The 20,262-nt window shown below is 67.2% G+C and carries 21 protein-coding genes; 7 read left to right on the forward strand and 14 right to left on the reverse strand.

Going from position 1 to position 20,262, the window contains the following annotated elements; all coding sequences use genetic code 11:
* Positions 1-113 precede the first annotated feature (113 nt).
* Positions 114-1,088 carry a tripartite tricarboxylate transporter substrate-binding protein gene (locus tag BMY35_RS06370; protein WP_093196138.1) on the reverse strand — a complete coding sequence of 325 codons (975 nt, stop codon included), beginning with the start codon at positions 1,086-1,088 and terminating at the stop codon, positions 114-116.
* A 127-nt stretch (positions 1,089-1,215) separates the two neighbouring features.
* Entirely contained in the window at positions 1,216-2,394 is a 1,179-nt protein-coding gene (locus tag BMY35_RS06375) for a citrate synthase (protein WP_093196139.1), read from the reverse strand.
* An 82-nt stretch (positions 2,395-2,476) separates the two neighbouring features.
* On the opposite strand from BMY35_RS06375, the gene BMY35_RS06380 reads away from it, so the two are divergent.
* Positions 2,477-3,601 (forward strand): citrate synthase/methylcitrate synthase, encoded by a 1,125-nt coding sequence (locus BMY35_RS06380; RefSeq protein WP_093196140.1) that lies wholly within the window; start codon positions 2,477-2,479, stop codon positions 3,599-3,601.
* Positions 3,602-3,685: 84 nt separating this feature from the next.
* A complete protein-coding gene (locus BMY35_RS06385) occupies positions 3,686-4,693 on the forward strand; it encodes a hypothetical protein (RefSeq protein ID WP_093196141.1) in 1,008 nt (335 codons plus the stop codon).
* Here the strand turns inward: BMY35_RS06385 and BMY35_RS06390 are convergent.
* From BMY35_RS06390 to BMY35_RS06420, 7 genes are all read right to left on the reverse strand, one after another.
* On the reverse strand, positions 4,684-5,934 hold the full coding sequence (locus tag BMY35_RS06390) for a phenylacetate--CoA ligase family protein (protein WP_093196197.1): 1,251 nt from the start codon (positions 5,932-5,934) through the stop codon (positions 4,684-4,686). The two genes, BMY35_RS06385 and BMY35_RS06390, sit on opposite strands and share 10 nt — an antisense overlap.
* A gap of 145 nt (positions 5,935-6,079) precedes the next feature.
* On the reverse strand, positions 6,080-6,892 hold the full coding sequence (locus BMY35_RS06395; protein WP_093196142.1) for an ABC transporter ATP-binding protein: 813 nt from the start codon (positions 6,890-6,892) through the stop codon (positions 6,080-6,082).
* Positions 6,893-7,061: 169 nt separating this feature from the next.
* Entirely contained in the window at positions 7,062-8,393 is a 1,332-nt protein-coding gene (locus tag BMY35_RS06400; protein WP_093196143.1) for an ABC transporter substrate-binding protein, read from the reverse strand.
* Between the two features lie 54 nt (positions 8,394-8,447).
* The gene (locus BMY35_RS06405) at positions 8,448-9,512 is read right to left on the reverse strand and encodes a branched-chain amino acid ABC transporter permease (protein ID WP_093196144.1); all 1,065 of its coding nucleotides are present in this window, start codon (positions 9,510-9,512) and stop codon (positions 8,448-8,450) included.
* A gap of 94 nt (positions 9,513-9,606) precedes the next feature.
* On the reverse strand, positions 9,607-10,536 hold the full coding sequence (locus BMY35_RS06410; RefSeq protein WP_093196145.1) for a branched-chain amino acid ABC transporter permease: 930 nt from the start codon (positions 10,534-10,536) through the stop codon (positions 9,607-9,609).
* Between the two features lie 2 nt (positions 10,537-10,538).
* Positions 10,539-11,372: an ABC transporter ATP-binding protein gene (locus BMY35_RS06415; protein ID WP_093196146.1), complete on the reverse strand. Its 834-nt coding sequence runs from the start codon at positions 11,370-11,372 to the stop codon at positions 10,539-10,541.
* Positions 11,369-13,324, reverse strand: a complete 1,956-nt coding sequence (locus tag BMY35_RS06420; protein ID WP_093196147.1) for an AMP-dependent synthetase/ligase — start codon at positions 13,322-13,324, stop codon at positions 11,369-11,371. The genes BMY35_RS06415 and BMY35_RS06420 overlap by 4 nt, the downstream gene beginning before the upstream one ends.
* Positions 13,325-13,408: 84 nt before the next feature.
* Here BMY35_RS06420 and BMY35_RS06425 point away from each other — a divergent pair, with 84 nt between their 5' ends.
* Together BMY35_RS06425 and BMY35_RS06430 are read left to right on the forward strand one after the other, a co-directional pair.
* Entirely contained in the window at positions 13,409-14,188 is a 780-nt protein-coding gene (locus BMY35_RS06425; protein ID WP_093196148.1) for a Crp/Fnr family transcriptional regulator, read from the forward strand.
* A complete protein-coding gene (locus BMY35_RS06430; RefSeq protein ID WP_093196149.1) occupies positions 14,185-14,655 on the forward strand; it encodes a hypothetical protein in 471 nt (156 codons plus the stop codon). The genes BMY35_RS06425 and BMY35_RS06430 overlap by 4 nt, the downstream gene beginning before the upstream one ends.
* An 84-nt stretch (positions 14,656-14,739) precedes the next feature.
* On the opposite strand, the gene BMY35_RS06435 is transcribed toward BMY35_RS06430, so the two are convergent.
* Both BMY35_RS06435 and BMY35_RS06440 read right to left on the reverse strand, forming a co-directional pair.
* Positions 14,740-15,960, reverse strand: coding sequence for a type II toxin-antitoxin system HipA family toxin (locus BMY35_RS06435; RefSeq protein ID WP_093196150.1), 1,221 nt, complete (start codon positions 15,958-15,960; stop codon positions 14,740-14,742).
* Positions 15,950-16,222, reverse strand: a complete 273-nt coding sequence (locus BMY35_RS06440) for a helix-turn-helix domain-containing protein (protein WP_256228248.1) — start codon at positions 16,220-16,222, stop codon at positions 15,950-15,952. The genes BMY35_RS06435 and BMY35_RS06440 overlap by 11 nt, the downstream gene beginning before the upstream one ends.
* Positions 16,223-16,399: 177 nt before the next feature.
* Between BMY35_RS06440 and BMY35_RS06445 the strand changes: the two genes are divergently transcribed.
* Together BMY35_RS06445 and BMY35_RS06450 are read left to right on the forward strand one after the other, a co-directional pair.
* The gene (locus BMY35_RS06445) at positions 16,400-17,164 is read left to right on the forward strand and encodes an SDR family NAD(P)-dependent oxidoreductase (protein ID WP_093196152.1); all 765 of its coding nucleotides are present in this window, start codon (positions 16,400-16,402) and stop codon (positions 17,162-17,164) included.
* A 19-nt stretch (positions 17,165-17,183) separates the two neighbouring features.
* On the forward strand, positions 17,184-17,441 hold the full coding sequence (locus BMY35_RS06450; RefSeq protein ID WP_093196153.1) for a hypothetical protein: 258 nt from the start codon (positions 17,184-17,186) through the stop codon (positions 17,439-17,441).
* A gap of 13 nt (positions 17,442-17,454) precedes the next feature.
* On the opposite strand, the gene BMY35_RS06455 is transcribed toward BMY35_RS06450, so the two are convergent.
* Positions 17,455-18,462, reverse strand: a complete 1,008-nt coding sequence (locus BMY35_RS06455) for an MBL fold metallo-hydrolase (RefSeq protein WP_093196154.1) — start codon at positions 18,460-18,462, stop codon at positions 17,455-17,457.
* Positions 18,463-18,522: 60 nt separating this feature from the next.
* Positions 18,523-19,518 (reverse strand): Bug family tripartite tricarboxylate transporter substrate binding protein, encoded by a 996-nt coding sequence (locus BMY35_RS06460; RefSeq protein WP_093196155.1) that lies wholly within the window; start codon positions 19,516-19,518, stop codon positions 18,523-18,525.
* Positions 19,519-19,777: 259 nt separating this feature from the next.
* On the opposite strand from BMY35_RS06460, the gene BMY35_RS06465 reads away from it, so the two are divergent.
* Positions 19,778-20,155: a VOC family protein gene (locus BMY35_RS06465; protein ID WP_093196156.1), complete on the forward strand. Its 378-nt coding sequence runs from the start codon at positions 19,778-19,780 to the stop codon at positions 20,153-20,155.
* Positions 20,156-20,169: 14 nt separating this feature from the next.
* Here the strand turns inward: BMY35_RS06465 and BMY35_RS37580 are convergent.
* Positions 20,170-20,262: Fe-Mn family superoxide dismutase (locus tag BMY35_RS37580; RefSeq protein ID WP_218152971.1), on the reverse strand; the 93-nt coding region annotated here is incomplete at its 5' end.

Here is a 20,262-nt window from a genome sequence, read left to right on the forward strand (position 1 = left end):
GAGAAGAAGGAGCGGGATGTGGATGGAAGAAATCCCGCGCAGCATAACGAAAAAGCCGCCTGGCCCAGGGGGCTCAGGCGGCCTTGCGGCTGCTCGTGGTTGCAGTGAATCTATCAGTCGGCGTACACGCCAGCGGCCTTGATGATCGGGCCCCACTTCGCGATCTCGGCCGAGACGAACTTCTTGTGTTCGGCAGGCTCGGTGCGCTTGTCGGTGGTGATCACCGCGCCCAGCGCTTCCTCGCGCTGGATGAAGCCCGGGTCCTTCATCGCCGCCTTGATGGCTTCGTTGAGCTTCTTCAGCACCGGCGCGGGCGTGCCCTTGGGTGCGTACACGCCGTGCCAGATCGTCACTTCGAAGCCCTTGAGGCCCGATTCGTCCAGCGTGGGCAGGTCCTTCAGCGCGGGCGTGGTCAGGCGCTTGCTCGTGGTCACGGCATAGGCCTTGACCTTCTTGGCCTCGATCTGCGACGTGGTGTTGGTCGTCTGGTCGCACAGCAGGTCGATCTGGCCGCCCAGCAGGTCGGCGATGGCCGGGGCGGTGCCCTTGTAGGGGACCGGCGTCATCTCGACCTTCAGCGCGCTCTGGAACAGCAGGCCGCACAGGTGCGATGCCGCGCCCAGGCCGGCGTTGCCCAGGTTGATCTTGCCCTTGTTGGCGGAGATCCAGGTCGTCAGTTCCTTGTAGTTGTTGGCGGGCAGGCCGGGCTTGCCGATCAGCGTCATCGGCACTTCGTTGACCATGCCGAGGTATTCGAAGTCGGTCTCGACGTTGAAGGGCAGCTTGCGATAGAGCGCCGGCATCGTCGACATGCCAATGTGGTTCAGCAGCAGCGTGTAGCCGTCGGGGTTGGCGCGCGCCACCTTGGCTGTGCCGATGGAACTGCCCGCGCCCGCGGTGTTGTCCACCACGATCGTGGTGCCCAGCGTCTTCTGCATGGCCTCGGCCAGGTCGCGCGCGACACGGTCGGTCGGGCCGCCGGCCGCGAAAGGCACCACCAGCGTCACGGTCTTGCCCGCGGGAAAGTCCTGGGCGTGCGCGCCGACGGCAGCAGCGGCAATCGCCGCGAGGGCGAACAGTTTCTTCATGTCGTCTCCGAAAGGGGGGGATAAAAACGCCGCGATCTTAAGGGCTGACTGCTGCCTGACCTATAGCGAATAGCCCTTAGGGTTGCGTCGTCATCCGCACCTTCCCGGGGCGCGCGGCGGCGCCTTCTCAGCCAGGCTGCGCGACCCCTGGTCCGGTGTAGCGCGCACGAGGGCGTATCAGCTGCCCCGTGGCCTGCTGCTCGAGCACGTGCGCCGTCCAGCCGACGGTGCGCGCGAGCGCGAACAGCGTGAGCGGCGCGCCGGCCGGCAGCCTGTGCACGGCAGCGAGGGCTGCGAGCGCGAAGTCGATGTTCACCGCATCGCCCAGCAGCTTCTCGCCGATGTCGCGGAGTTCACCGAAGGCAGGCGGCAGCTCGATGTTCGCGAGCAGTGCGCGGCAGCGCGCATCGCCTTGCGGATAGAGCGGGTGCCCGAAGGCCGCCAGCGGCCGGTCGTGTGCGAGCCATTCGCGCACCGCCGCTTCGGCGCCAATGGCCGCAGCGCTGCGCATCAGCGCCTGCACCGCCGCGGAGGCCCCGCCATGCAGCGGCCCCGTCAATGTCGAGAGGCCGGTGAGCAGGCACGCCGACACCGAGGCGCCGGTCGATGCCGTCACGCGCGCGGCGAAGGTCGATGCGTTGAGCTCATGGTCGGCCAGGAGCACCAGCGCGCGGCGCAGATCGTCGGCGGCGCGGGGCCTGCGCCATGCGGAGGCCAGCCGCATGTGCAGCGGCACCTCGCGTGCCGGCGCGGCGCCGAGCAATGCATCGGCCAGCGCGCCGATCGCGTCCGCCGCCTCGGCCTGCAGCACGCTGCGCGAACGGCCGCGCGAGGGCAGGTCGGTGGCTGCGCGCGATGCGAGCGCGAGCAGGCCGGCCTGAAGGGGCGCTGCCTGCGTGGCGGGCAGTGTCACGGCAGACGAGGCCGCGAAGCGCGGCGACGGGCTTGCCCAAAGCAGCCCCGCGACATCCTCGAGCGTGGCGTGCCCGGCCAGCACGCAGGCGTCCTGCCCGCGGTACAGCAGCCGCCCTTCGGCCACCGTCGAGACTGCGGAAGCCAGCACCGGCTCGCCCCACTGGATCGCCTCGCTCGCCACCGTCTCGCTGCTGCGGCGGCCGCGTGCGCGTGCCGCGATGCGCTGCACGTCGTCTCGGTGGTAGAGGCTGCGGCGCGGGTCCGCGGCATCGGGCTTGGCGCGGATGCGGCCGCGGCTCACGCTCGCGTAGAGCGTCTGCGGGCGCACCTGCATCAGTTCGAGGGCTTCGGCGGCAGGGAGCCACAGCGGCGCGGTTCTCTTCGTGGTCATGTTGACAGAATAGATCAAGATTGACGTCAATATTCATCGGAACAGAATCAATGTCATCGTGACAACCCAGGAGCAAAGAGCGATGAACAACGACGATGGCAGCCTCGAAGGCGTGGTGGCCGCGCATACCGTGCTGTCCGCGGTGGACGGCGAGGCCGGCCGGCTGGTGATCCGCGGCCACGAGCTCGACGAGATCGCGCAGCGCTGGCGCTATGAAGACGTGGTGGGCCTGCTGTTCGAAGGCTTCTTCGACACGCTGCCCGCCACCGCCGCCCTGCGTGCCGCCGTCGGCCGCGCGCGCCGCGAGGCTTTCGAGCGCCTGCAACCCAACGACGGCGCGATGCTGCGCCGGCTGCCGCCCATCGAGGCGGTGCGCGCGCTGCTGGCGCGGTTGCCTGATGGCGACGACCTGCCGACCGCGCTGCGCCTCGTGGCCGCGCCGGCCGTCTACACCGCCGCCGTGATGCGCTGGCGCCTGGGCGTGCCGGCGCTCGCGCCCGACGAGGCGCTGCCGCACGCCGCCGACATGCTTCGCATGCTGCACGGCCGCGCGCCCACGCCGGCGCAAAGCGCCGCGCTCGACACGTACCTCGTCACCGTGTGCGACCACGGCCTGAACGCCTCGACCTTCGCGGCGCGCGTGGTCGCATCCACCGGCGCGGGCCTGGCCTCGGCCGTGCTCGCCGGCATCAGCGCGCTCAAGGGGCCGTTGCACGGCGGCGCGCCAGGGCCGGTGCTCGATGCGCTCGACGCCATCGGCAGCGCCGCCAACGCCCGTGCGTGGCTGGAGGAGGCCGTGGCCAGCGGCCAGCGCCTGATGGGCTTCGGCCATCGCATCTACCGCGTGCGCGATCCGCGCGCCGATGCGCTCAAGCGTGCGCTCGGCCGGCTCGGCGAGGAAGGCAGCGTCAACGCCGCGCGCTTCGCTCTTGCCGAGGCCGCGGAGCAGGCGGCGCTGGCCATCCTGCGCGAGAAGAAGCCGGGCCGCGCGCTCGAGACCAACGTGGAGTTCTATACCGCGCTGCTGTTGGAGGCCCTGGGCTTCGGTCGCGAGAGCTTCACCTGCGTGTTCGCGGCCGGCCGCGTGGGCGGCTGGGTGGCGCATGCGCGCGAGCAGGTGCGGAAGGGGCGGCTGATCCGTCCGCAGTCGGTGTACGTCGGGCCCGCGCCCGAAGAGGAGCAGGGCGAGGCCGCACTCGCGCACTGAGCCTACACGGCCTGCCGGCCGTCATCCGATACGCTCGCCTTCTCCGCATGCCGAGGCATGCGCCATGCAAAGCGAAGAGATCTCATGACGGCAAACCTTTCCAACGAGCGCGCGCGACGCCTGCCGCGCGATCTCGCGCTCATCACCGTGGCCATCGACATCGCGATGGTGGCCGCCAACATGGTCATGCAGCTCTGGCCCGACTCGCCCCACAGCGAGCAGCTGCGCAGCGCCTATGCGCTGCCGGGCGTGTGGATACCGATGGTGTTCAGCATTGCCATGGCGTGGGTGCTGGCGGCGGCGCTGGCATGGAGCCACGGGCGCAACGCGCTCGAGAAGCGCGGCACGCAGAGCGTGGCGGCGCTGCCCCAGCCGCGCATCCGCTACGCGCTGGCGTACTTCATGGTGCTGGTGCTGAACTTCTATGTGCTGAGCCCGCTGTTCTACGAACTGCAACTGCTCTTCATGCCGGGCGGCCGGCTGCACGAGTTCTTCGGATCGCCGTCCATGCGTGCCGTGATGCCGTTGTTCATGTTCCTGCAGTCCATCGCCCAGCTGGTCGTGTTGGTGCTGGGCGTGTGGGTCGCGGCGTGGTTCGCGCTGCGGGCGCGTGGCGCGGCGGTTCCGGAGATGGAACATGGCGAGAGCTTCGGCTCCCCGCCGCGCCGAGCGGTGGCGCTGGTGGGAGCCTCGGTGTTCGCGTCGCTGCAGATGTGGATCGGTGCGGCGCTTAGTCGCTGGACATCCGTGGCGCGCGATCTGGACGGCCCCGAGCTGCTGGTCGCCTGGGCGGTTCCGCCCCTGGTCGCCTTCGCGCTGGCGTTCTGGGGCGGCTGGCTCGGCGCCGCGCCCGTGCTGTCGCGCGTGCGCCCTTTCAGGGCGGTGGGAGCGGCCGTGCTGGCCTTCGCGCTGGTGCAGGTGGGCTGCATCGCCATCGCGCTGCTGTGGCTGATGCTGGCGGTGTGGCTGCACGGCTTCAACAGCGCGGGCAGCCTCGTCGGCTTCGCGCTGGCGCTCGTGCTGGTCTACTCGGTGCTCGTGGTGGTGCTCACGCGCGTCATCACGCGCGTGCTGTATCGCCGCTACTTGTAGCTGCGCGCGTCCTCGATCACCTTGCCGTCGTTGGGCAGTTCGCCCGTGCCCACGACGACGACCTCGCCGCGCAGCTTGGTCACTTCGCGGATCACCGCGCTCACGCGTGCCTCGATGCCTTCGGGCGCCGTGCCGGCGCATTCGAGCCGCAGCGTCATCTTGTCGTCGCCCATCTCGCCGGAGACGACCAGCCGCGCGCGCTGCACTTCGGGAAAGCGCCGCACGATCTCGGCGACCTGCGAGGGATGCACGAACATGCCGCGCACTTTTGTGGTCTGGTCGGCGCGGCCGAGCCAGCCCTTGATGCGCTTGTTGGTGCGGCCCGTGGGGCAGGTGCCCGCGAGCACGGCCGAGAGGTCGCCGGTGCCGAAGCGCACCAGCGGGTAGTCGGGGTTGAAGGTGGTGACGACGATCTCGCCGACCTCGCCGTCGGGCACCGGGTCGCCGGTGCCGGGCCGCACGATCTCGACCAGCACGCCCTCGTCGAGCACCAGGCCTTCGCGCGCGCTGGTCTCGTAGGCGATGAGGCCCAGGTCGGCGGTGGCATAGCACTGCGTGCCCTTCACGCCGCGCGCGGCGATCCAGTCGTGCAGGCTCGGCGGGAAGGCCTCGCCGGAGACGAGCGCCTTGGTGAGCCAGGGCAGCTTCTGTCCCTTTTCCTCGGCCTTCTCCAGCAGTATCTTGAGGAAGCTCGGCGTGCCCGCATAGCCTTCTGGCTTGAGGTCGACCATGGCCTCGAGCTGCTGCTCGGTCTGGCCGGTGCCGCCCGCGAACACGGTGCAGCCCATGGCGCGCGCGCCGCTTTCCATGATCGAACCCGCGGGCGTCATGTGGTAGCTGAAGCTGTTGTGGATGAGCTCGCCGCTTCGGAACCCCGCCGCGTGCAGTGCACGCGCGGTGCGCCAGTAGTCGCGCGCCTCGCCCTCGGGCTCGTAGATGGTGCCGGGGCTCGCGAACACGCGCGGCATGCGCGGGCCGCGCACGATCGAAGAGAAGCCGCCGAAGGGGTCGTCGGCGCGGCGCGCCTTCTGCAGGTCGAGCAATTCCGATTTGCGCGTGACCGGTAGTTTCGCGAGCGCCTCGCGCGTGGTGACGTCGGCGGGCTTCACGCCGTCCAGGATCTTCGCGAACGCGGGGGCCGCCGTCTGCGCCTGCGCGATCTGTTTCGGCAGCGCGGCCAGCAGGTCGCGTTCACGTTCGGCGGGGTCTCGGATCTCGAGCTTGTCGTAGTGGTCGGTCATGTCCGTACCCTTCATCTTTCAGTTCGGTTCAAGGCGCTCAACTTGCTCATTCAGGAATACCGCGGAACCGGCTTTGCCAGGCCGCTGGTATTGCCCCCGGCGAGGGGGGCGAAGCGACACGAAGTGCGCGAAGACTGGGGGAGAGTCAAGCCAGCCAGCGCTTGCGCCGCTTGTAGCTCTTCACGTCGCGGAAGCTCTTGCGGTCCGCGCCACCCACGCCCAGGTAGAACTCCTTCACGTCCTCGTTCTCGCGCAGGCTCTTCGCCTCGCCGTCCATCACGATGCGGCCGTTCTCCAGGATGTAGCCGTAGTCGGCGTAGCGCAAAGCCATGTTGGTGTTCTGTTCGGCCAGCAGGAAGGTCACGCGCTCCTTGGCGTTGAGGTCCTTCACGATCTCGAACACCTCCTCGACGATCTGCGGCGCGAGGCCCATCGAGGGTTCGTCCAGCAGCACCATGGTCGGGTTGGCCATCAGCGCGCGGCCGATGGCGCACATCTGCTGCTCGCCGCCCGATGTGTAGGCCGCCTGCGAGGTGCGCCGCGTCTTCAGGCGCGGGAAGTAGGCATAGACCTTCTCCAGCGTCTGCTGCACCGCGGCCTTGCCGTCGGTGCGCGTGTAGGCGCCGGTCATCAGGTTCTCCTCGATGGTCAGGTGGGCGAAGCAGTGTCGGCCTTCCATCACCTGGATTAGGCCGCGCTTTACCAGTTCGGCCGGCGACAGCGCCTCGATGCGCTCGCCGCGCAGCTCGATGGTGCCCTTGGTGACCGCGCCGCGCTCGCCCGCGAGCAGGTTGCTCACCGCGCGCAGCGTGGTCGTCTTGCCCGCGCCGTTGCCGCCGAGCAGCGCCACGATGCCACCGTCGGGCACGGTCAACGACACGCCCTTGAGCACCAGGATCACGTGGTTGTAGATGACCTCGATGCCGTTGACGTCGAGGAGGATTTTGGATTCGCTCATGGTGTGGTCCGAAGCATTTGAAAAAACAAGAACATCGTTCTTTCAGATGCCCGCTTGGCCCGCCTCCCTCCGGGGAACACCGCGGAACCGGCTTTGCCGGGCCGCAGGTGTTGCCCCCTGCAAGGGGGTGGGCGAAGCGACACGAAGTGCGCGCAGCCTGGGGGTTAGCTCAAGATTGGCAATCCGCTGCTTCGCGGCGTGTCAGCTTCTTTTCGCCCGCGTACTTGTCGGCGGCGGTCTTCACCATCGGCTTGATGATCTGCTCGTCGGCCTGGTACCAGTCGGACATGTCGCCCCACTTCGCGCCGTCCCAGGTATGCACACGTGCCCAGGTCGAGCCCATGTGGTCCTGGCATGAGGTGCTCACCGGACGCATCACGCCCGAGAAGCCCAGCGCGTCCAGCTTCTTCTGGTCGAGCGCGAGGTTCTCCATGCCCCAGCGCACCTGCTCGCCGGTCATGACCTTGCCCTTGCCGAAGCGCTCCTGCGCACGCTTCACGGCCTCGATGGTCAGCATCTGGATGATCACGCCGCGCGTGTAGAGCACCGAGCCCACTTCGTCCTTCGGACCCGTGCCCTGGCCCTTGTCGTGCACCTGCTTCAGGATGTCCTGGATCACCTTGGGCTGCGTGCCCGAGGTGTTCAGCGCCAGCGCGTGGTAACCCTTGGCGTTGGCGCCCACGTCCTTCACGTCGGGCTCGGCGCCGGCCCACCACACGCCGTACATCTTCTCGCGCGGGTAGCCCGTGGCCACGGCTTCCTTCAGGGCGGTGGAGTTCATCACGCCCCAGCCCCACAGGAGCACGAAGTCGGGGCGCTGCTGGCGCACCTGCAGCCAGGCCGACTTCTGCTCCACGCCGGGCGCGGTCACCGGAATCAGCGAGAGCTCGAAGCCGTTCTGCTTGGCACGTTCCTGCAGCAGCGGGATCGGCTCCTTGCCGAAGGGCGAGTCGTGGTAGACGAGGGCGATCTTCTTGCCCTTGAGCTTGTCCATGCCGCCTTCCTTCTTCCCGATGTGCTGGATCAGGATGTCGGCCGCGGTCCAGTAGGAGCCCATCAGCGGGAAGTTCCACTTGAAGACGCCGCCGTCCTGCGAGGCGGCCAGGCCGTAGCCCAGCGTGATCAGCGGGATCTTGTCGGTGGGCACCTTGTCGGTCAGCGCGAAGGTGATGCCGGTGGCCTGCGGGTCGAAGAGCGCGACGCCCGGGCGGCCCTTCAGGCGCTCGTAGCACTCCACGCCCTTGTCGGTGGCGTAGCCGGTCTCGCACTCCTCGTACGAGATCTTCACGCCGTTGATGCCGCCGGTGGCGTTGACCAGCTTGATGTAGTCCTGCTTGCCGTTGGCCCAGGGCGTGCCGTTCGGCGCATAGGGACCGGTGCGATAAACCAGCAGCGGAAAGAACTGCTCCTTGGCCTGCGCGCTGGCCATCGACGGCGCAAGCGCCGCGCCGAGGGTGCCGGCCACCAGGGCGGCGGTCAGAGCGAGCGATTTCAGTTTCATGCCTGTCTCCTTTGTGGGCACCTCGGTGCCGGGTTTTCTACGAACGGGAACTCATCAATGAGGGAAGGGCCACAGCCGCAGCTTCTCCTTGGCCGTGGACCACAGCCGCGCGAGGCCGTGCGGCTCGACGATCAGGAAGAACACGATCAGCGCGCCAAAGATCATGGTCTCCAGGTGCGAGGCCAGCGCGGTGGAAATGGAGAAACCCAGCCATGCGGGCAGCTGGTTCAGGAACAGCGGCAGCAGCACGATGAAGGCGGCGCCGAAGAAGCTGCCCATGATCGAGCCGAGCCCGCCGATGATCACCATGAACAGCAGCTGGAACGAACGGTCGATGCTGAAGGCCGCCGGCTCCCACGCGCCCAGGTGCACGAAGCCCCACAGCGCGCCGGCCACGCCGACGATGAAGCTGCTCACAGCGAAGGCCGTGAGCTTGGCGTACACCGGGCGGATGCCGATCACCGCGGCCGCCACGTCCATGTCGCGCATCGCCATCCATTCGCGGCCGATGGCGCTGCGCACCAGGTTCTTCGCCAGCAGCGCGAACACCGAAACGAAGATCAGGCAGAACAGGTACTTCTGCGCCGGCGATTCGATGGGCACGCCGAACACGTTGAGGCCCGCCACGCTCACCGAGCCGGAAGAGGAATTGTTGGTGAACCACTGGATGCGCAGGAAGGCCCAGTCGGTGAAGAACTGCGCCGCCAGCGTGGCCACCGCGAGGTACAGCCCCTTGATGCGCAGGCTCGGAATGCCGAACAGCACGCCGATCACCGTGGCGCACAGGCCGCCCAGCAGCAGCGATGCGATCAGCGGCATGCCGTCGATGCGCACCTGGAAGTTGTAGGCCGCATAGGCACCCACCGCCATGAAGGCGCCGGTGCCCAGCGAGATCTGGCCGCAGTAGCCCACGAGGATGTTCAGGCCCAGTGCCGCGAGCGACAGGATCAGAAAGGGCGTGAGGATGGCGCGCATCCAGTAGTCGGACACGCCCAGCGGCACCACCACGAAAGCCACCAGCAGGAGCACGAGGATCGCGAGGCGGTCCTGCGCGATCGGGAAGATCTGCTGGTCGGCGCGGTAGCTCGACTTGAATTGGCCGTTTTCTCTATAGAACATTTTCAGACCCGATCGATGATCTTTTGGCTCCGGCCCGCTTCGCTTAACTTGCTTCGCAAGTTAGCCTGCACCGAAAAATTGTTGATCTCGTATTTCATACGCGATCAATAATTTTTTCGCCGAAGAGGCCTTGCGGACGGACCAGCAGGAACACCAGCGCGAGAACGTAGGCGAACCAGATTTCGATGCCGCCGCCGAACATGGGCCCGAGATAGATTTCGGAGAGCTTCTCGCCCACGCCGATCAAGAGGCCGCCGATGATGGCGCCCGGAATCGAGGTGAGACCACCGAGGATCACCACCGGCAGCGCCTTCAGCGCCACCAGCGACAGCGAGAACTGCACGCCCAGCTTCGATCCCCAGATGATCCCGGCCACCAGCGCGGAGAAACCGGCCACCGACCACACGATCACCCAGATGCGCTTGAGCGGAATGCCGATGGACTGCGCGGCCTGGTGGTCGTCGGCCACAGCGCGCAGGGCGCGGCCGGTGGCCGTCTTCTGGAAGAACACGGCGAGTACCACCACCAAGCCAGCGGCCACCAGCGCGGCGATCAGGTCTTCCTGGCTCAGCAGCAGGCCGCCCTGGAAGGTGTTCTCCAGCACCATCAGCGGTTCCTTGGGCATGCCCACGTCGATCTTGTAGATGTCGTTGCCGAAGATGGTCTGACCCACGCCGTCGAGGAAGTAGGCGATGCCCAGCGTGGCCATCAGCAGCGTGATGCCCTCCTGGTTCACCAGCTTGCTGAGCGCCAGCCGCTCGATGAGCCAGGCCACGAGGACCATCACCGCCATGGCCGCAATGAAGGCCAGGATGTTCGCGAGGATCTGGCTTTCGAAGCCGAACCACTGCGGGAACCACTCGGCGAAGCGCGCCATCGCCAGCGCCGCGAACAGCACCATCGCGCCCTGCGCGAAGTTGAAGACGCCGGAGGCCTTGTAGATCAGCACGAAGCCGATGGCGATCAGCGAATACAGCATGCCGACCATGAGGCCGCCGAAGAGGGTTTCGAGGAAAAAGCCCATGATCAATGTTCCACGCCGAGGTATGCCCGGATCACGTCTTCGTTGTTGCGGACTTCGTCGGGCGTGCCGTCGCCGATCTTCTTGCCGTAGTCCAGCACCACCACGCGGTCGGAGATGTCCATCACCACGCCCATGTCGTGCTCGATCAGCACGATGGTCGCGCCGAACTCGTCGTTCACGTCGAGGATGAAGCGGCTCATGTCCTGCTTCTCTTCCACGTTCATGCCGGCCATGGGCTCGTCCAGCAGCAGCACCTGCGGTTCCATCGCGAGCGCGCGGCCGAGGTCGACGCGCTTCTGCAGGCCGTAGGGCAGGCGTCCCACGGGCGTCTTGCGGTGTGCCTGGATCTCGAGGAAGTCGATGATGTGCTCGACGAACTCGCGGTGCGCGAGCTCCTCGCGTTCGGCCGGGCCCCAGCGCAGCGCCTGCGCGAACAGGCCGCTCTTCATCTTGAGGTTGCGCCCCGTCATGATGTTGTCGAGCACGCTCATGCCCTTGAAGAGGGCCAGGTTCTGGAAGGTGCGCGCCACGCCCATCTCGGCCACCTGGCGCGAGTTCATGTGCTTGAAGGTCTGGCCGCGGAAGGTGATGGAGCCCTGCTGCGGCCAGTACACGCCGTTGATGCAGTTCAGCATCGAGCTCTTGCCCGCGCCGTTCGGCCCGATGATGGCCCGCACCTCGTGCTCGCGCACGTTGAAGCTGATGTCCGTCAGTGCCTTCACGCCGCCGAAGCTCAAACTGATGTTCTGCACATCGAGGATGACCTCGCCATCTTTGCGGCCGCCTCGGGTCGTTGTTGCAAGCATGGATGCCTCGGTGAGGTTGTGCGCGTTCATGCGGCCGCCTTGATCAACGGAAAGCGCTTCGCGTCGACGATCTTCAGCGTGGCACTCACCGAGCCCGTGCGTCCGTCCTCGAACTTGACCTGGGTCTCGATGAACTGCTCGGCCTTGCCGCCGTACAGCGCGTCGACCAGCACCGCGTACTTGTCCGCGATGAAGCCGCGGCGCACCTTGCGCGTGCGGGTGAGCTCGTCGTCGTCGGGGTCGAGTTCCTTGTGCAGCACGAGGAAGCGCGCGATCTGAGTCTCGCCCATGCCGTCCTCGGCGGCGAGGTCGGCGTTCACCTTGGCGATGCACTCGGCCACCAGCGCGAGCACGTCGGGCTTGCCGGCCAGGTCCACGTAGCCGCCGTAGGCCAGGCCGCGGCGCTCGGCCCAGTTGCCGACGGCCTCGTAGTCGATGTTGATGGCTGCGCAGACCTCGTCGCGGCCGTTGCCGAAGCACACGGCTTCCTTGATCTGCGGGAAGAACTTGAGCTTGTTCTCGATGTAGTTGGGCGCGAAGATCGCGCCGCCCACGAGCCGGCCCACGTCCTTGGCGCGGTCGATGATGCGCAGGTGGCCCTCGCTGTCGAGCACGCCGGCGTCGCCGGTGTGGAAGTAGCCGTTCGCGTCCAGCACCTCGGCGGTGGCGTCGGGGCGCTTGTAGTACTCCTTGAGCACCGAGACGCCACGCACCAGTACCTCGCCGTCGTCGGCGATCTTCAGCTCGATGCCCGGCGCGGCCGTGCCCACGGTCTGCAGCTTGACCTTGCCGTCCTGCTGCAGGCACACGTAGGCGCAGGTCTCGGTCTGGCCGTAGAACTGCTTCAGGTTGACGCCGATGGAGCGGTAGAAGCGGAACAGGTCGGGCCCGATGGCGGCGCCCGCGGTGTAGGCCACGCGGATGCGGCTCATGCCCAGCACGTTGCGCAGCGGGCCGTAGATCAGCAGATCGCCTAGGCGGTACATCAGGCGGTCGCGCGCGCCCACCGGCGCGCCGTTGAGGATGTCCGCGCCCACGCGCTGCGCCAGTGCCATGAACTTCGCATAGAGCCAGCGCTTCGGCGCGGCCGCGTCTTCCATGCGGATCGACACGGCCGTGAGGAGTCCCTCGAAGGTGCGCGGCGGGCCGAAGTAGTAGCTCGGGCCGATCTCGCGCATGTCGTTCATCACCGTCTCGCTCGACTCGGGGCAGTTGAGCGTGAAGCCGCCCACCAGCCACTGCGCCACCGAGAACAGGTGGTCGCCCACCCACGCCATCGGCAGGTAGCTCATGATGTTGTCGCCGGGGCCGAGCCTGTCGGTCTCCACGCCGCCGCGGCCCGCCGCGATGAAGCTCGCGTGCGTCTGGCACACGCCCTTGGGGCGGCCGGTGGTGCCGGAGGTGTAGAGGATCACGCCCACGTCGGCGGCCTCGCCGCTGGCCACCGCGCGGTCGTAGTGACCCACGTTGGCCTTGTCGAACTCGCGGCCCAGCGCGCGCAGCTGCTCGTAGCTCATGAGCCCCGGCTGGTCGTAGTGGCGCAGGCCCTTGGGGTCGTCGTAGATGATGTAGCGGATGCCCGGCTGCTTGCCCTGCTGTATCTCGCGACACTCGAGCAGCTTGTCGACCTGCTCCTGGTCCTCGACGATCACGAACTCGATGCCGGCGTCCTGCAGCATGAAGACCATCTCGCCGGCCACCGCGTCCTGGTACAGCGGCACCGGCACGCCGCGCAGGCTCTGCGCCGCGACCACCGACATGTACAGGTGCGGCCGGTTGGCGCCGACGATGGCCAGGTTGTCGAAGGGCCTGAAGCCGAGGCTCGCGAGGCCGCAGGCGATCTCGCGAACTTCCTGCGCCACGGCGCTCCAGCTCCAGGTTTGCCAGATGCCGAGGTCCTTCTCGCGCATGGCGGGCGCCTCGGGTCGGGCCTCGGCATGCGCGAGCAGCAGACGGGGAAAGGTGGGGGCGGTTGTTTGCACAGTGGGCGGATCGTAGGTCTCACTTTGACGCCCGGTTGTCGTTCCAACGACAATCCTAGGGACACTACTCCCCGGAGTTTCCCGATGCCTCACGGCAATCCCAACCACAACAGCGCGCTCGGCGGTTCGACCATCAGGGACCGCGTGCGCCCCGCCAATGACGCGGAGCTCGAAAGCATTCCATGGCTGTCGAAGCTCACGCCCGCCGAGCGCCGCCGCGCCGAGGCGGCGCTGGTGGTCGGCGAGGCCGAGCCCGGCGACCTGGTCTGCCGCGTCGGGCGCTCGCCCACCTACTGGTTCGGCGTGGTGGAAGGGCTGCTGAAGATGAGCAACGACAACGCCGACGGCGGCTCCGTCACCTACACCGGCGTGCCGCCCGGCGGCTGGTTCGGGGAGGGCACGGTGATGAAGCGCGAGCCCTACCGCTACAACATCCAGGCGCTGCGGCGCAGCCTGATCGCGGGCCTGCCGACCGAGAGCTTCCACTGGCTGCTCGACCACTCCATCGGCTTCAACCGCTTCGTGATGAACCAGCTCAACGAGCGGCTGGGCCAGTTCATCGCGGCGCTCGAGATCGACCGGCTCAACAACCCCGACGCGCGGGTGGCGCGCAACCTGGTGTCGCTGTTCAACCCGGTGCTGTACCCGGGCGTTGGCGAAGTCCTGCGAATCACGCAGCAGGAGCTGGCCTACCTTGTCGGCCTCTCGCGCCAGCGGGTGAACGAGGCGCTCAACGGCCTTTCGGCGCAAGGGCTGATCCGCGTGGAGTACGGCGGGCTGCGCGTGCTCGACCTGCCCGGCCTGCGTGCGACCGCGATGTCGAACAACAAGAAGAACGCTCCGGCGGAAAAGGAAAGAACATGACCCTCAAAGACCAGCTCCTGGTGGTACCCGCAAATGCGGAAGCAGCCTTCGTCCCTCCGCCGGCCGAGGCTCCTTCGAAGGCGAAGGCCGAAGACACCGGCCCGACGCTCGAAGAAGCCATCGAGCGCAACGAGGCGCTGACGGAAAAGCTCGATGCGCTCAACGAAGTGCTGGCCAAGCCGCTCAACGAGATCCTTGCCGACCGCGAGAAGGCCGAGGAGGCCGCGCTCGCGTGGGACCGCTTCGGCGCGATGTGGATGCTCTCGCAGCGCGCGATGCGGCGCGTGGCGCTCGACCTCGCGGCGCAGCTCGGCGTGAGCGAGGAAGAAGTCGTCGCGCGTGCGATGGCGAATGCCAACGCGGTGCTCAACGGGGCGGACGAGGTCGACCTGGGCGGCACCGTCGCGCCGGCGCAGATGCAGCACATTGCGCGGCATCGCAACTTCCTGCGCAAGCAGTTCCGCTAGAGGCTGGAGGTCTTGTCCGCGAACCACTGACTGGCGACAGCGGCTTTCGGTGTTCGAACGGACGAGCCCGATGCATCCGGAGATCTACCGCGCCTTGGCGTAGATCATTCCGTCGGTCCACGTGTCCCGCATCTTCTCCAGCAGATCATTCGGGATTCGCTGGTCGCGGCCCGCCTGATCCAGCGTCTTGCGCATCCCCTCGGCGATTCGCGCGAGAACGAGCGCGGGCTTTGCGACCCCGCATACCTTGCTGCCGAACAGCAGCAGTTCCTCGGTGGTCGGATAGGCTTTCGTGTGGCCCTTGCCGGCGAAGAGCTTGAGCGCCAGCGTGCGGTCTTCCAATTCGGGGCCGCCTTCATAGCGCGTGTACCTGTAGATCGCGGTGGTCACCACATCGAACATCGGTGCCAGGCGGCAGTCAGCCGCAGAGGAGTAGAGCAAGCCGTAGTTCTTGAGGTGGCCGTCGCCGTTGCGCACCATGATGCTGAATGCCACCTGCTCGAAGAAGCGCTCGAGGTTCTCGCTGGGCAGCTGAAGGTATTGCATCAGCTCGGCGATGCGCTGGTAGCTTCCGTGGTACTTCCGATCTGATTGGATGTCGCGCACCCGAAGATTCATCAACGCCGCGATGTCCTCGAAACCGATGCGAGAGCCGTCCGCCGCGATGTCGAACCGGTCGATCAGCAGCAGTTGCCCGTCGTCCGAGAGGTCGAACGTGGGCGTCTCGATGCCGGCGTGGCCGGCGGCCGTCAGGCACATGAACTCGTTGGCCGACAGGCCCGGATAGGACGGTGCGGCCGCCTTCACGATGATCGTGGGCACAGGGAGGGTGACCCGATCCGGCACCATGATCTTCGGCTGCATGCCGGCAATGCCGGCGCCCGTGCTCAGGTACGCCCGAACCAGGTCGTCGAACACCTCGGGTGTGTAGCGGGTTCCGAGCAAAGTCTTGCGGTCGATGATCCGAGGCGCCGCGAGTGGCTGCGCCCCCGGCAGCCGGAAGCCCAGCCGCCCGATACCGTTGGCCCCGACCACTGCGAGCAAATGCATCGGCGTGAGCTGCTGCTTGGGGAACATCGCCCGCAGGCGCAGGTACAGGTCGCCTTCGGGCAGGTTCTGATCCATGACTGCGAAGAGGTCGCCGTCCTGGTACGTCGGACGCGTCGGCGGCATGAGCAGTGCGACCGAGGGCTGATCCGTACGACCGTCGAGATACCGGAACTCGTAGACCGAGTGCCTGAGCAACTGGCCGGCCGACGCGCCGGCGATCTCGACATCGAGCTGCTTGATCTTTTCAGGAAGCATCGTCGTCATCCTGTCCGAAGCGCTCCGTGACTTCCTCCAGCGTCGGCATGCCCAGGCGTTCCAGGCGGATCGTGAGATCCATGGCGCGCAGGATGTCGAAAAGCGAGGCGAGGGTGATGTCTTCCCCTCGTTCCAGGCGGTAGAGGACGTTACGCGCGCGGCCTGACCGCGAGGCGATGTCGGTCGCCTTCAGGCGGCCTTCTTTTCGCGCGCGCTGGATGGCCTGTCCGAGCTCGATGGGCAGTCTGATTTTGTCCTTCATGCGCCACATTTTGGATGTGAGTGGAGAATTTGTCCATTTCCAAGGACACTCTTCTGCGTCCTTCACCTCCCGCTACCTGGCTCCGTGCGGCAGCGGCTGGTTCAACCGCGGGTTCCACCGACCCTCTGTACATCGCCTAAGCTCACGGTCTTTCTTTCTGTCCCCACCACGATCTTCATGTCCACCTCCCACCTCACCCTCATCACCGGCGCCTCGCGCGGCCTGGGCCAGGCCATGGCCGAACAGCTGCTGCAGGCCGGCCACACGGTGGTCGGCATTTCGCGCAAGCAATCGCCCGCGCTGGCCGAAGCGGCCAAGGCCGGCGGTGCCGAGCTCACGCAATGGGAGCAGGACCTGTCCGATCCCGTGGCCGCAGCCGAGCGCCTGTCTGCCTGGCTCAAGACCGTCGACGCGCAGCGCTTCGACAGCGTCACGCTCATCAACAACGCCGGCACCGTCGGCAACCCGGCGCCGCTGTCGCGCGCCGTGGAGTCCGAGCTGTCGCTGGCCCTGCGCATCGGCCTGGAAGCGCCGATGCTGCTGACGGCGGCCTTCCTCGGCGCCACGCGCGAATGGCGCGGCGCGCGCAAGGTGCTGAACATCTCCTCGGGCCTGGGCCGCAACGCCATGGGCAGCCAGGCGCCCTACTGCGCGGCCAAGGCCGGCATGGACCACTTCTCGCGCTCCGTGGCGCTGGAGGAGGCGAATGCGCCGAACGGCGCGCGCATCGTCTCGCTCGCGCCTGGCGTGATCGACACCGACATGCAGGTGCAGCTGCGCGGCGCATCGGCCGAGAAGTTCCCGGACCGCACGCGCTTCGAGAAGATGAAGAACGAAGGCATGCTCGACAGCCCCGCCTCGGCAGCCGCCAAGGTGCTGAAGTACCTGGCGCGCGCGGACTTCGGCGCGAAGCCCGTGGCCGACGTGCGCGATCCGGATTGATCGGAAAGCGAGCATTCCCATGGCAACCGCACAGGCCATCGACACCGGCGAGTACAAGCTCTTTCCCTCGCCGCGCAACGTGCACCGCATCGTGTTCGAGCACCAGGTGTTCGTGCCGCACCCTTACGCGCTGATCGTGATGGACGAGTTCGGCTTCAAGGGGCGCTACAGCCTGTTCTCTGCCTGCCGCATGAGCGACGGGAAGATGGGGCAGGTGGCGACGTTCGAGCTGGAGCCCGACGTCGCCATCTTCAACGCGAAGTTCACGCCGGACTGAGCCCGGCGCCCGCTCACTGCATCGCGAACCTGTCGCGCTGCGCCTGCGCGCACTCGCCCATCACGTTCAGCGCACGCTCCACCGTGGGCGTGCCCATCACGAAAGGGTTCGCTGCGCCTGCGGGCTGCTGGCGCAGCGCGGCCATCTTGGCCTGCGAGCTGTCGACGTTCGAGTGGTTCGACAGCATCACGTCGATGCTCTGCGCCTTCACCAGCGAGTCCATGCGCTTCGTGGATGCGATGTAGCTGTCCAGCCGCGGCACGTCCTTGCCGAAGTTGAAGCCCGTGCCGCCCCAGAGCATGGCGCGGTGCTTCCTGCCGTTCTCGCTCACGTCGAACACCGGCGAGAGCGTGCCCATGGTGTGGCCCGGCGTGAGGTAGAGCGTGACGGTGGTGTCGCCGAGCGTGACGCGGTCGCCGTCCTTCACCGAGATGTCTCGCTTCGGAGGCGCACCCCAGATGGGCGTGGCGAATTCGAGCTTGGTCTCGGTCATGGTCCAGTCGAGATCGCTCATCACCACGCGCGCGCGGTACTTCTGCGCGAGATAGGGTGCCCCGCCGTAGTGATCGCCATGGCCGTGCGTGACGATCACGTACTTGATCTGCGCCGGGTCGAGGCCCAGCTTGCGCATGCCGCCTTCGATGAGCGCGGCGGCTTCCACCTGGTTGTTGAGCGCATCGATGAGGATGATGCCGTCCGATGTCTTGATGGCCCAGGCGCTGACCCAGTCGGCACCCACGAAATAGAGGTTGTCGAAGGCCCTGGCCGGCGGCGGCGCGGGCTTGTTGATGAGCAGGGGCAGGCCCTTGTCGAGCTCTTCCTGCGGCGGGCGCGTGGCGGGGGCGGGCTTGCACAGCGAGAGCAGCGGCCCGAGGTCGGTGCCCGCGGCCTTCGTGGCTGCCGCCACGTGGGCGGCGACAGTGGCGTCTGAAGGTTTCTGCGCGGGAGTCTGGGCGCAGCCCTGGAAGAGGGCGACGACCGCCGCGAGGGCGGCCGTCTTCAGTGGAAGGGAAGGAACCATCGGTGTCTCCGTGCCGGCGTTGCGGCCTGTTCTGGAGACACCATTCTGCGGCGCGCGGCCTTATTCGATTGTCGCGCCCGAGGCTTGCACGATGCCCTTCCACTTCTCGTAGTCGGTCTTCAGCAGCGCGCCGAACTGCTCGGGCGTCATGCTCTGCGGCTCGGCACCCTGGGCGATGATGGCCGCCTTCATCTCGGGCGTGGCCAGCAGCTTGTTGACTTCGGTATTCAGTGCCGTCACCACGTCCTTCGGCGTGCCGGCCGGCACGAAGAGGCCGTACCAGGTGCTCACGTCGAAGTCCTTGTAGCCCAGCTCGGCCACGGTGGGCGTGTCGGGCAGCGAGGTGCTGCGCTTGGCCGAGGTGACGGCCAGCGGACGCAGCTTGCCGGCCTTGATCTGCGCCATGGCCGAGGGCACGGAGGACACCATCAGGTCGACGTTGCCCGCGAGCACGTCCATCATGGCTGCGTTGGAGCCCTTGTAGGGCACGTGGCGCATCTTGATCTTGGCGGCGCCGTTGAAGATCTCGCCGGCCAGGTGGATGGTGGTGCCGTTGCCGGGCGAGCCGTAGGTGACGGTGTCGGGCGCGGCGCGCGCGGCCTTCACCACGTCGTCGAGCGTCTTGAACTTGGAGTTGACCTGCGTGACGATCACCACCGGCGTGTAGGCCACGTGGGCCACGGCCGTGAGGTCCTTCACCGGGTTGTAGCTCAGGTTCTTGTAGAGCCAGGGCGCGACGACCATGTTGTCCTTCTGGCCCATCACGATGTCGTAGCCCGTGGGGGCGGCCCGCGCGGCTTCGGCGATGCCGATGGTGCCGCCGGCGCCCGCGCGGTTGTCGGGCACCACGGTCCAGTGCTTCGCCTCGGCGAGCTTCTGGGCCACCAGGCGCGCCAGGATGTCGGTGCCGCCGCCGGGCGGGAAGGGCACGACCATGCGGATGGGCTTGGCGGGGTAGGACGCGGTCTGCGCGTGAGCGGTGGCGGTGAGGGCCAGCGGGAGTGCCAGCGAAAAGGCCAGCGAGGTGGCCAGCTTGCCGAGGTGTCTGCGGATCATGGGTTTGTCTCTTTGTCGGAGTCGATTCGGGGTTGCAGTCGTTGCCGTCGTCACTGCACCGGGGGTGCAGTGTGCCGGAAGCCGCGTAAGAAGGATTTCTTCATTCGCGATGGGGCACGTCTCGACTTGCGGGGTGTCATTTTCCGATGCCTTGACAGCGTCCTGTCCGACGCAAATACTGCACCGCATGGTTGAGTATTTTTGGCAAGCCCGGCGTGCTTCCCCTTCGGTGGCGCAGCGGGCCTGGAAGGAGACTCGCATGCTCGGAAACATCAACGCGGTGGCCAATCTCGCGGTGAAGGATCTCGCCGTGGCCCGCCGCTTCTACGAGGACACGCTGGGCCTCGCGCAGGTCGACGCGGAAGGCGAGGAGGTCATCGTCTATCGCAGCGGCAACACGCGCATCAACGTGTACCGCTCGCAGTTCGCGGGCACCAACCAGGCGACGGCCGTGACATGGTCGGTCGACGGCGACATCGAGCGCATCGTGGAGGCCCTGAAGACCAGGGGCGTGCGCTTCGAGCACTACGACATGCCCGACACCAAGCTGGTCGGCGACCTCCACGTCATGGGCGACATGAAGGTCGCGTGGTTCAAGGACCCGGACGGGAACATCCTGAACCTGATCAACAACTGAGCGGCGTCAGCCGATCAGCCGAAGTTCTTGGCAACGAAGTCCCAGTTGACCAGCTTGGCCAGGAAGGTCTCGACGAACTTCGGGCGCAGGTTGCGGTAGTCGATGTA

The sequence above is a fragment of the Variovorax sp. YR750 genome, assembly GCF_900109805.1.
Classification (GTDB): domain Bacteria; phylum Pseudomonadota; class Gammaproteobacteria; order Burkholderiales; family Burkholderiaceae_C; genus Variovorax; species Variovorax gossypii.

Excerpts from the sequence above, each read along its gene's own strand:
- BMY35_RS06460 (WP_093196155.1), bottom strand. The coding sequence starts at position 19,518 with ATGATCCGCAGACACCTCGGCAAGCTGGCCACCTCGCTGGCCTTTTCG.
- BMY35_RS06385 (WP_093196141.1), top strand. The coding sequence starts at position 3,686 with ATGACGGCAAACCTTTCCAACGAGCGCGCGCGACGCCTGCCGCGCGAT.
- BMY35_RS06430 (WP_093196149.1), top strand. The coding sequence starts at position 14,185 with ATGACCCTCAAAGACCAGCTCCTGGTGGTACCCGCAAATGCGGAAGCA.
- BMY35_RS06445 (WP_093196152.1), top strand. The coding sequence starts at position 16,400 with ATGTCCACCTCCCACCTCACCCTCATCACCGGCGCCTCGCGCGGCCTG.
- BMY35_RS06435 (WP_093196150.1), bottom strand. The coding sequence starts at position 15,960 with ATGCTTCCTGAAAAGATCAAGCAGCTCGATGTCGAGATCGCCGGCGCG.
- BMY35_RS06415 (WP_093196146.1), bottom strand. The coding sequence starts at position 11,372 with ATGAACGCGCACAACCTCACCGAGGCATCCATGCTTGCAACAACGACC.
- BMY35_RS06395 (WP_093196142.1), bottom strand. The coding sequence starts at position 6,892 with ATGAGCGAATCCAAAATCCTCCTCGACGTCAACGGCATCGAGGTCATC.
- BMY35_RS06370 (WP_093196138.1), bottom strand. The coding sequence starts at position 1,088 with ATGAAGAAACTGTTCGCCCTCGCGGCGATTGCCGCTGCTGCCGTCGGC.
- BMY35_RS06410 (WP_093196145.1), bottom strand. The coding sequence starts at position 10,536 with ATGGGCTTTTTCCTCGAAACCCTCTTCGGCGGCCTCATGGTCGGCATG.
- BMY35_RS06375 (WP_093196139.1), bottom strand. The coding sequence starts at position 2,394 with ATGACCACGAAGAGAACCGCGCCGCTGTGGCTCCCTGCCGCCGAAGCC.
- BMY35_RS06400 (WP_093196143.1), bottom strand. The coding sequence starts at position 8,393 with ATGAAACTGAAATCGCTCGCTCTGACCGCCGCCCTGGTGGCCGGCACC.
- BMY35_RS06405 (WP_093196144.1), bottom strand. The coding sequence starts at position 9,512 with ATGTTCTATAGAGAAAACGGCCAATTCAAGTCGAGCTACCGCGCCGAC.
- BMY35_RS06465 (WP_093196156.1), top strand. The coding sequence starts at position 19,778 with ATGCTCGGAAACATCAACGCGGTGGCCAATCTCGCGGTGAAGGATCTC.
- BMY35_RS06455 (WP_093196154.1), bottom strand. The coding sequence starts at position 18,462 with ATGGTTCCTTCCCTTCCACTGAAGACGGCCGCCCTCGCGGCGGTCGTC.
- BMY35_RS06380 (WP_093196140.1), top strand. The coding sequence starts at position 2,477 with ATGAACAACGACGATGGCAGCCTCGAAGGCGTGGTGGCCGCGCATACC.
- BMY35_RS06425 (WP_093196148.1), top strand. The coding sequence starts at position 13,409 with ATGCCTCACGGCAATCCCAACCACAACAGCGCGCTCGGCGGTTCGACC.
- BMY35_RS06390 (WP_093196197.1), bottom strand. The coding sequence starts at position 5,934 with ATGACCGACCACTACGACAAGCTCGAGATCCGAGACCCCGCCGAACGT.
- BMY35_RS06450 (WP_093196153.1), top strand. The coding sequence starts at position 17,184 with ATGGCAACCGCACAGGCCATCGACACCGGCGAGTACAAGCTCTTTCCC.
- BMY35_RS06440 (WP_256228248.1), bottom strand. The coding sequence starts at position 16,222 with ATGAAGGACAAAATCAGACTGCCCATCGAGCTCGGACAGGCCATCCAG.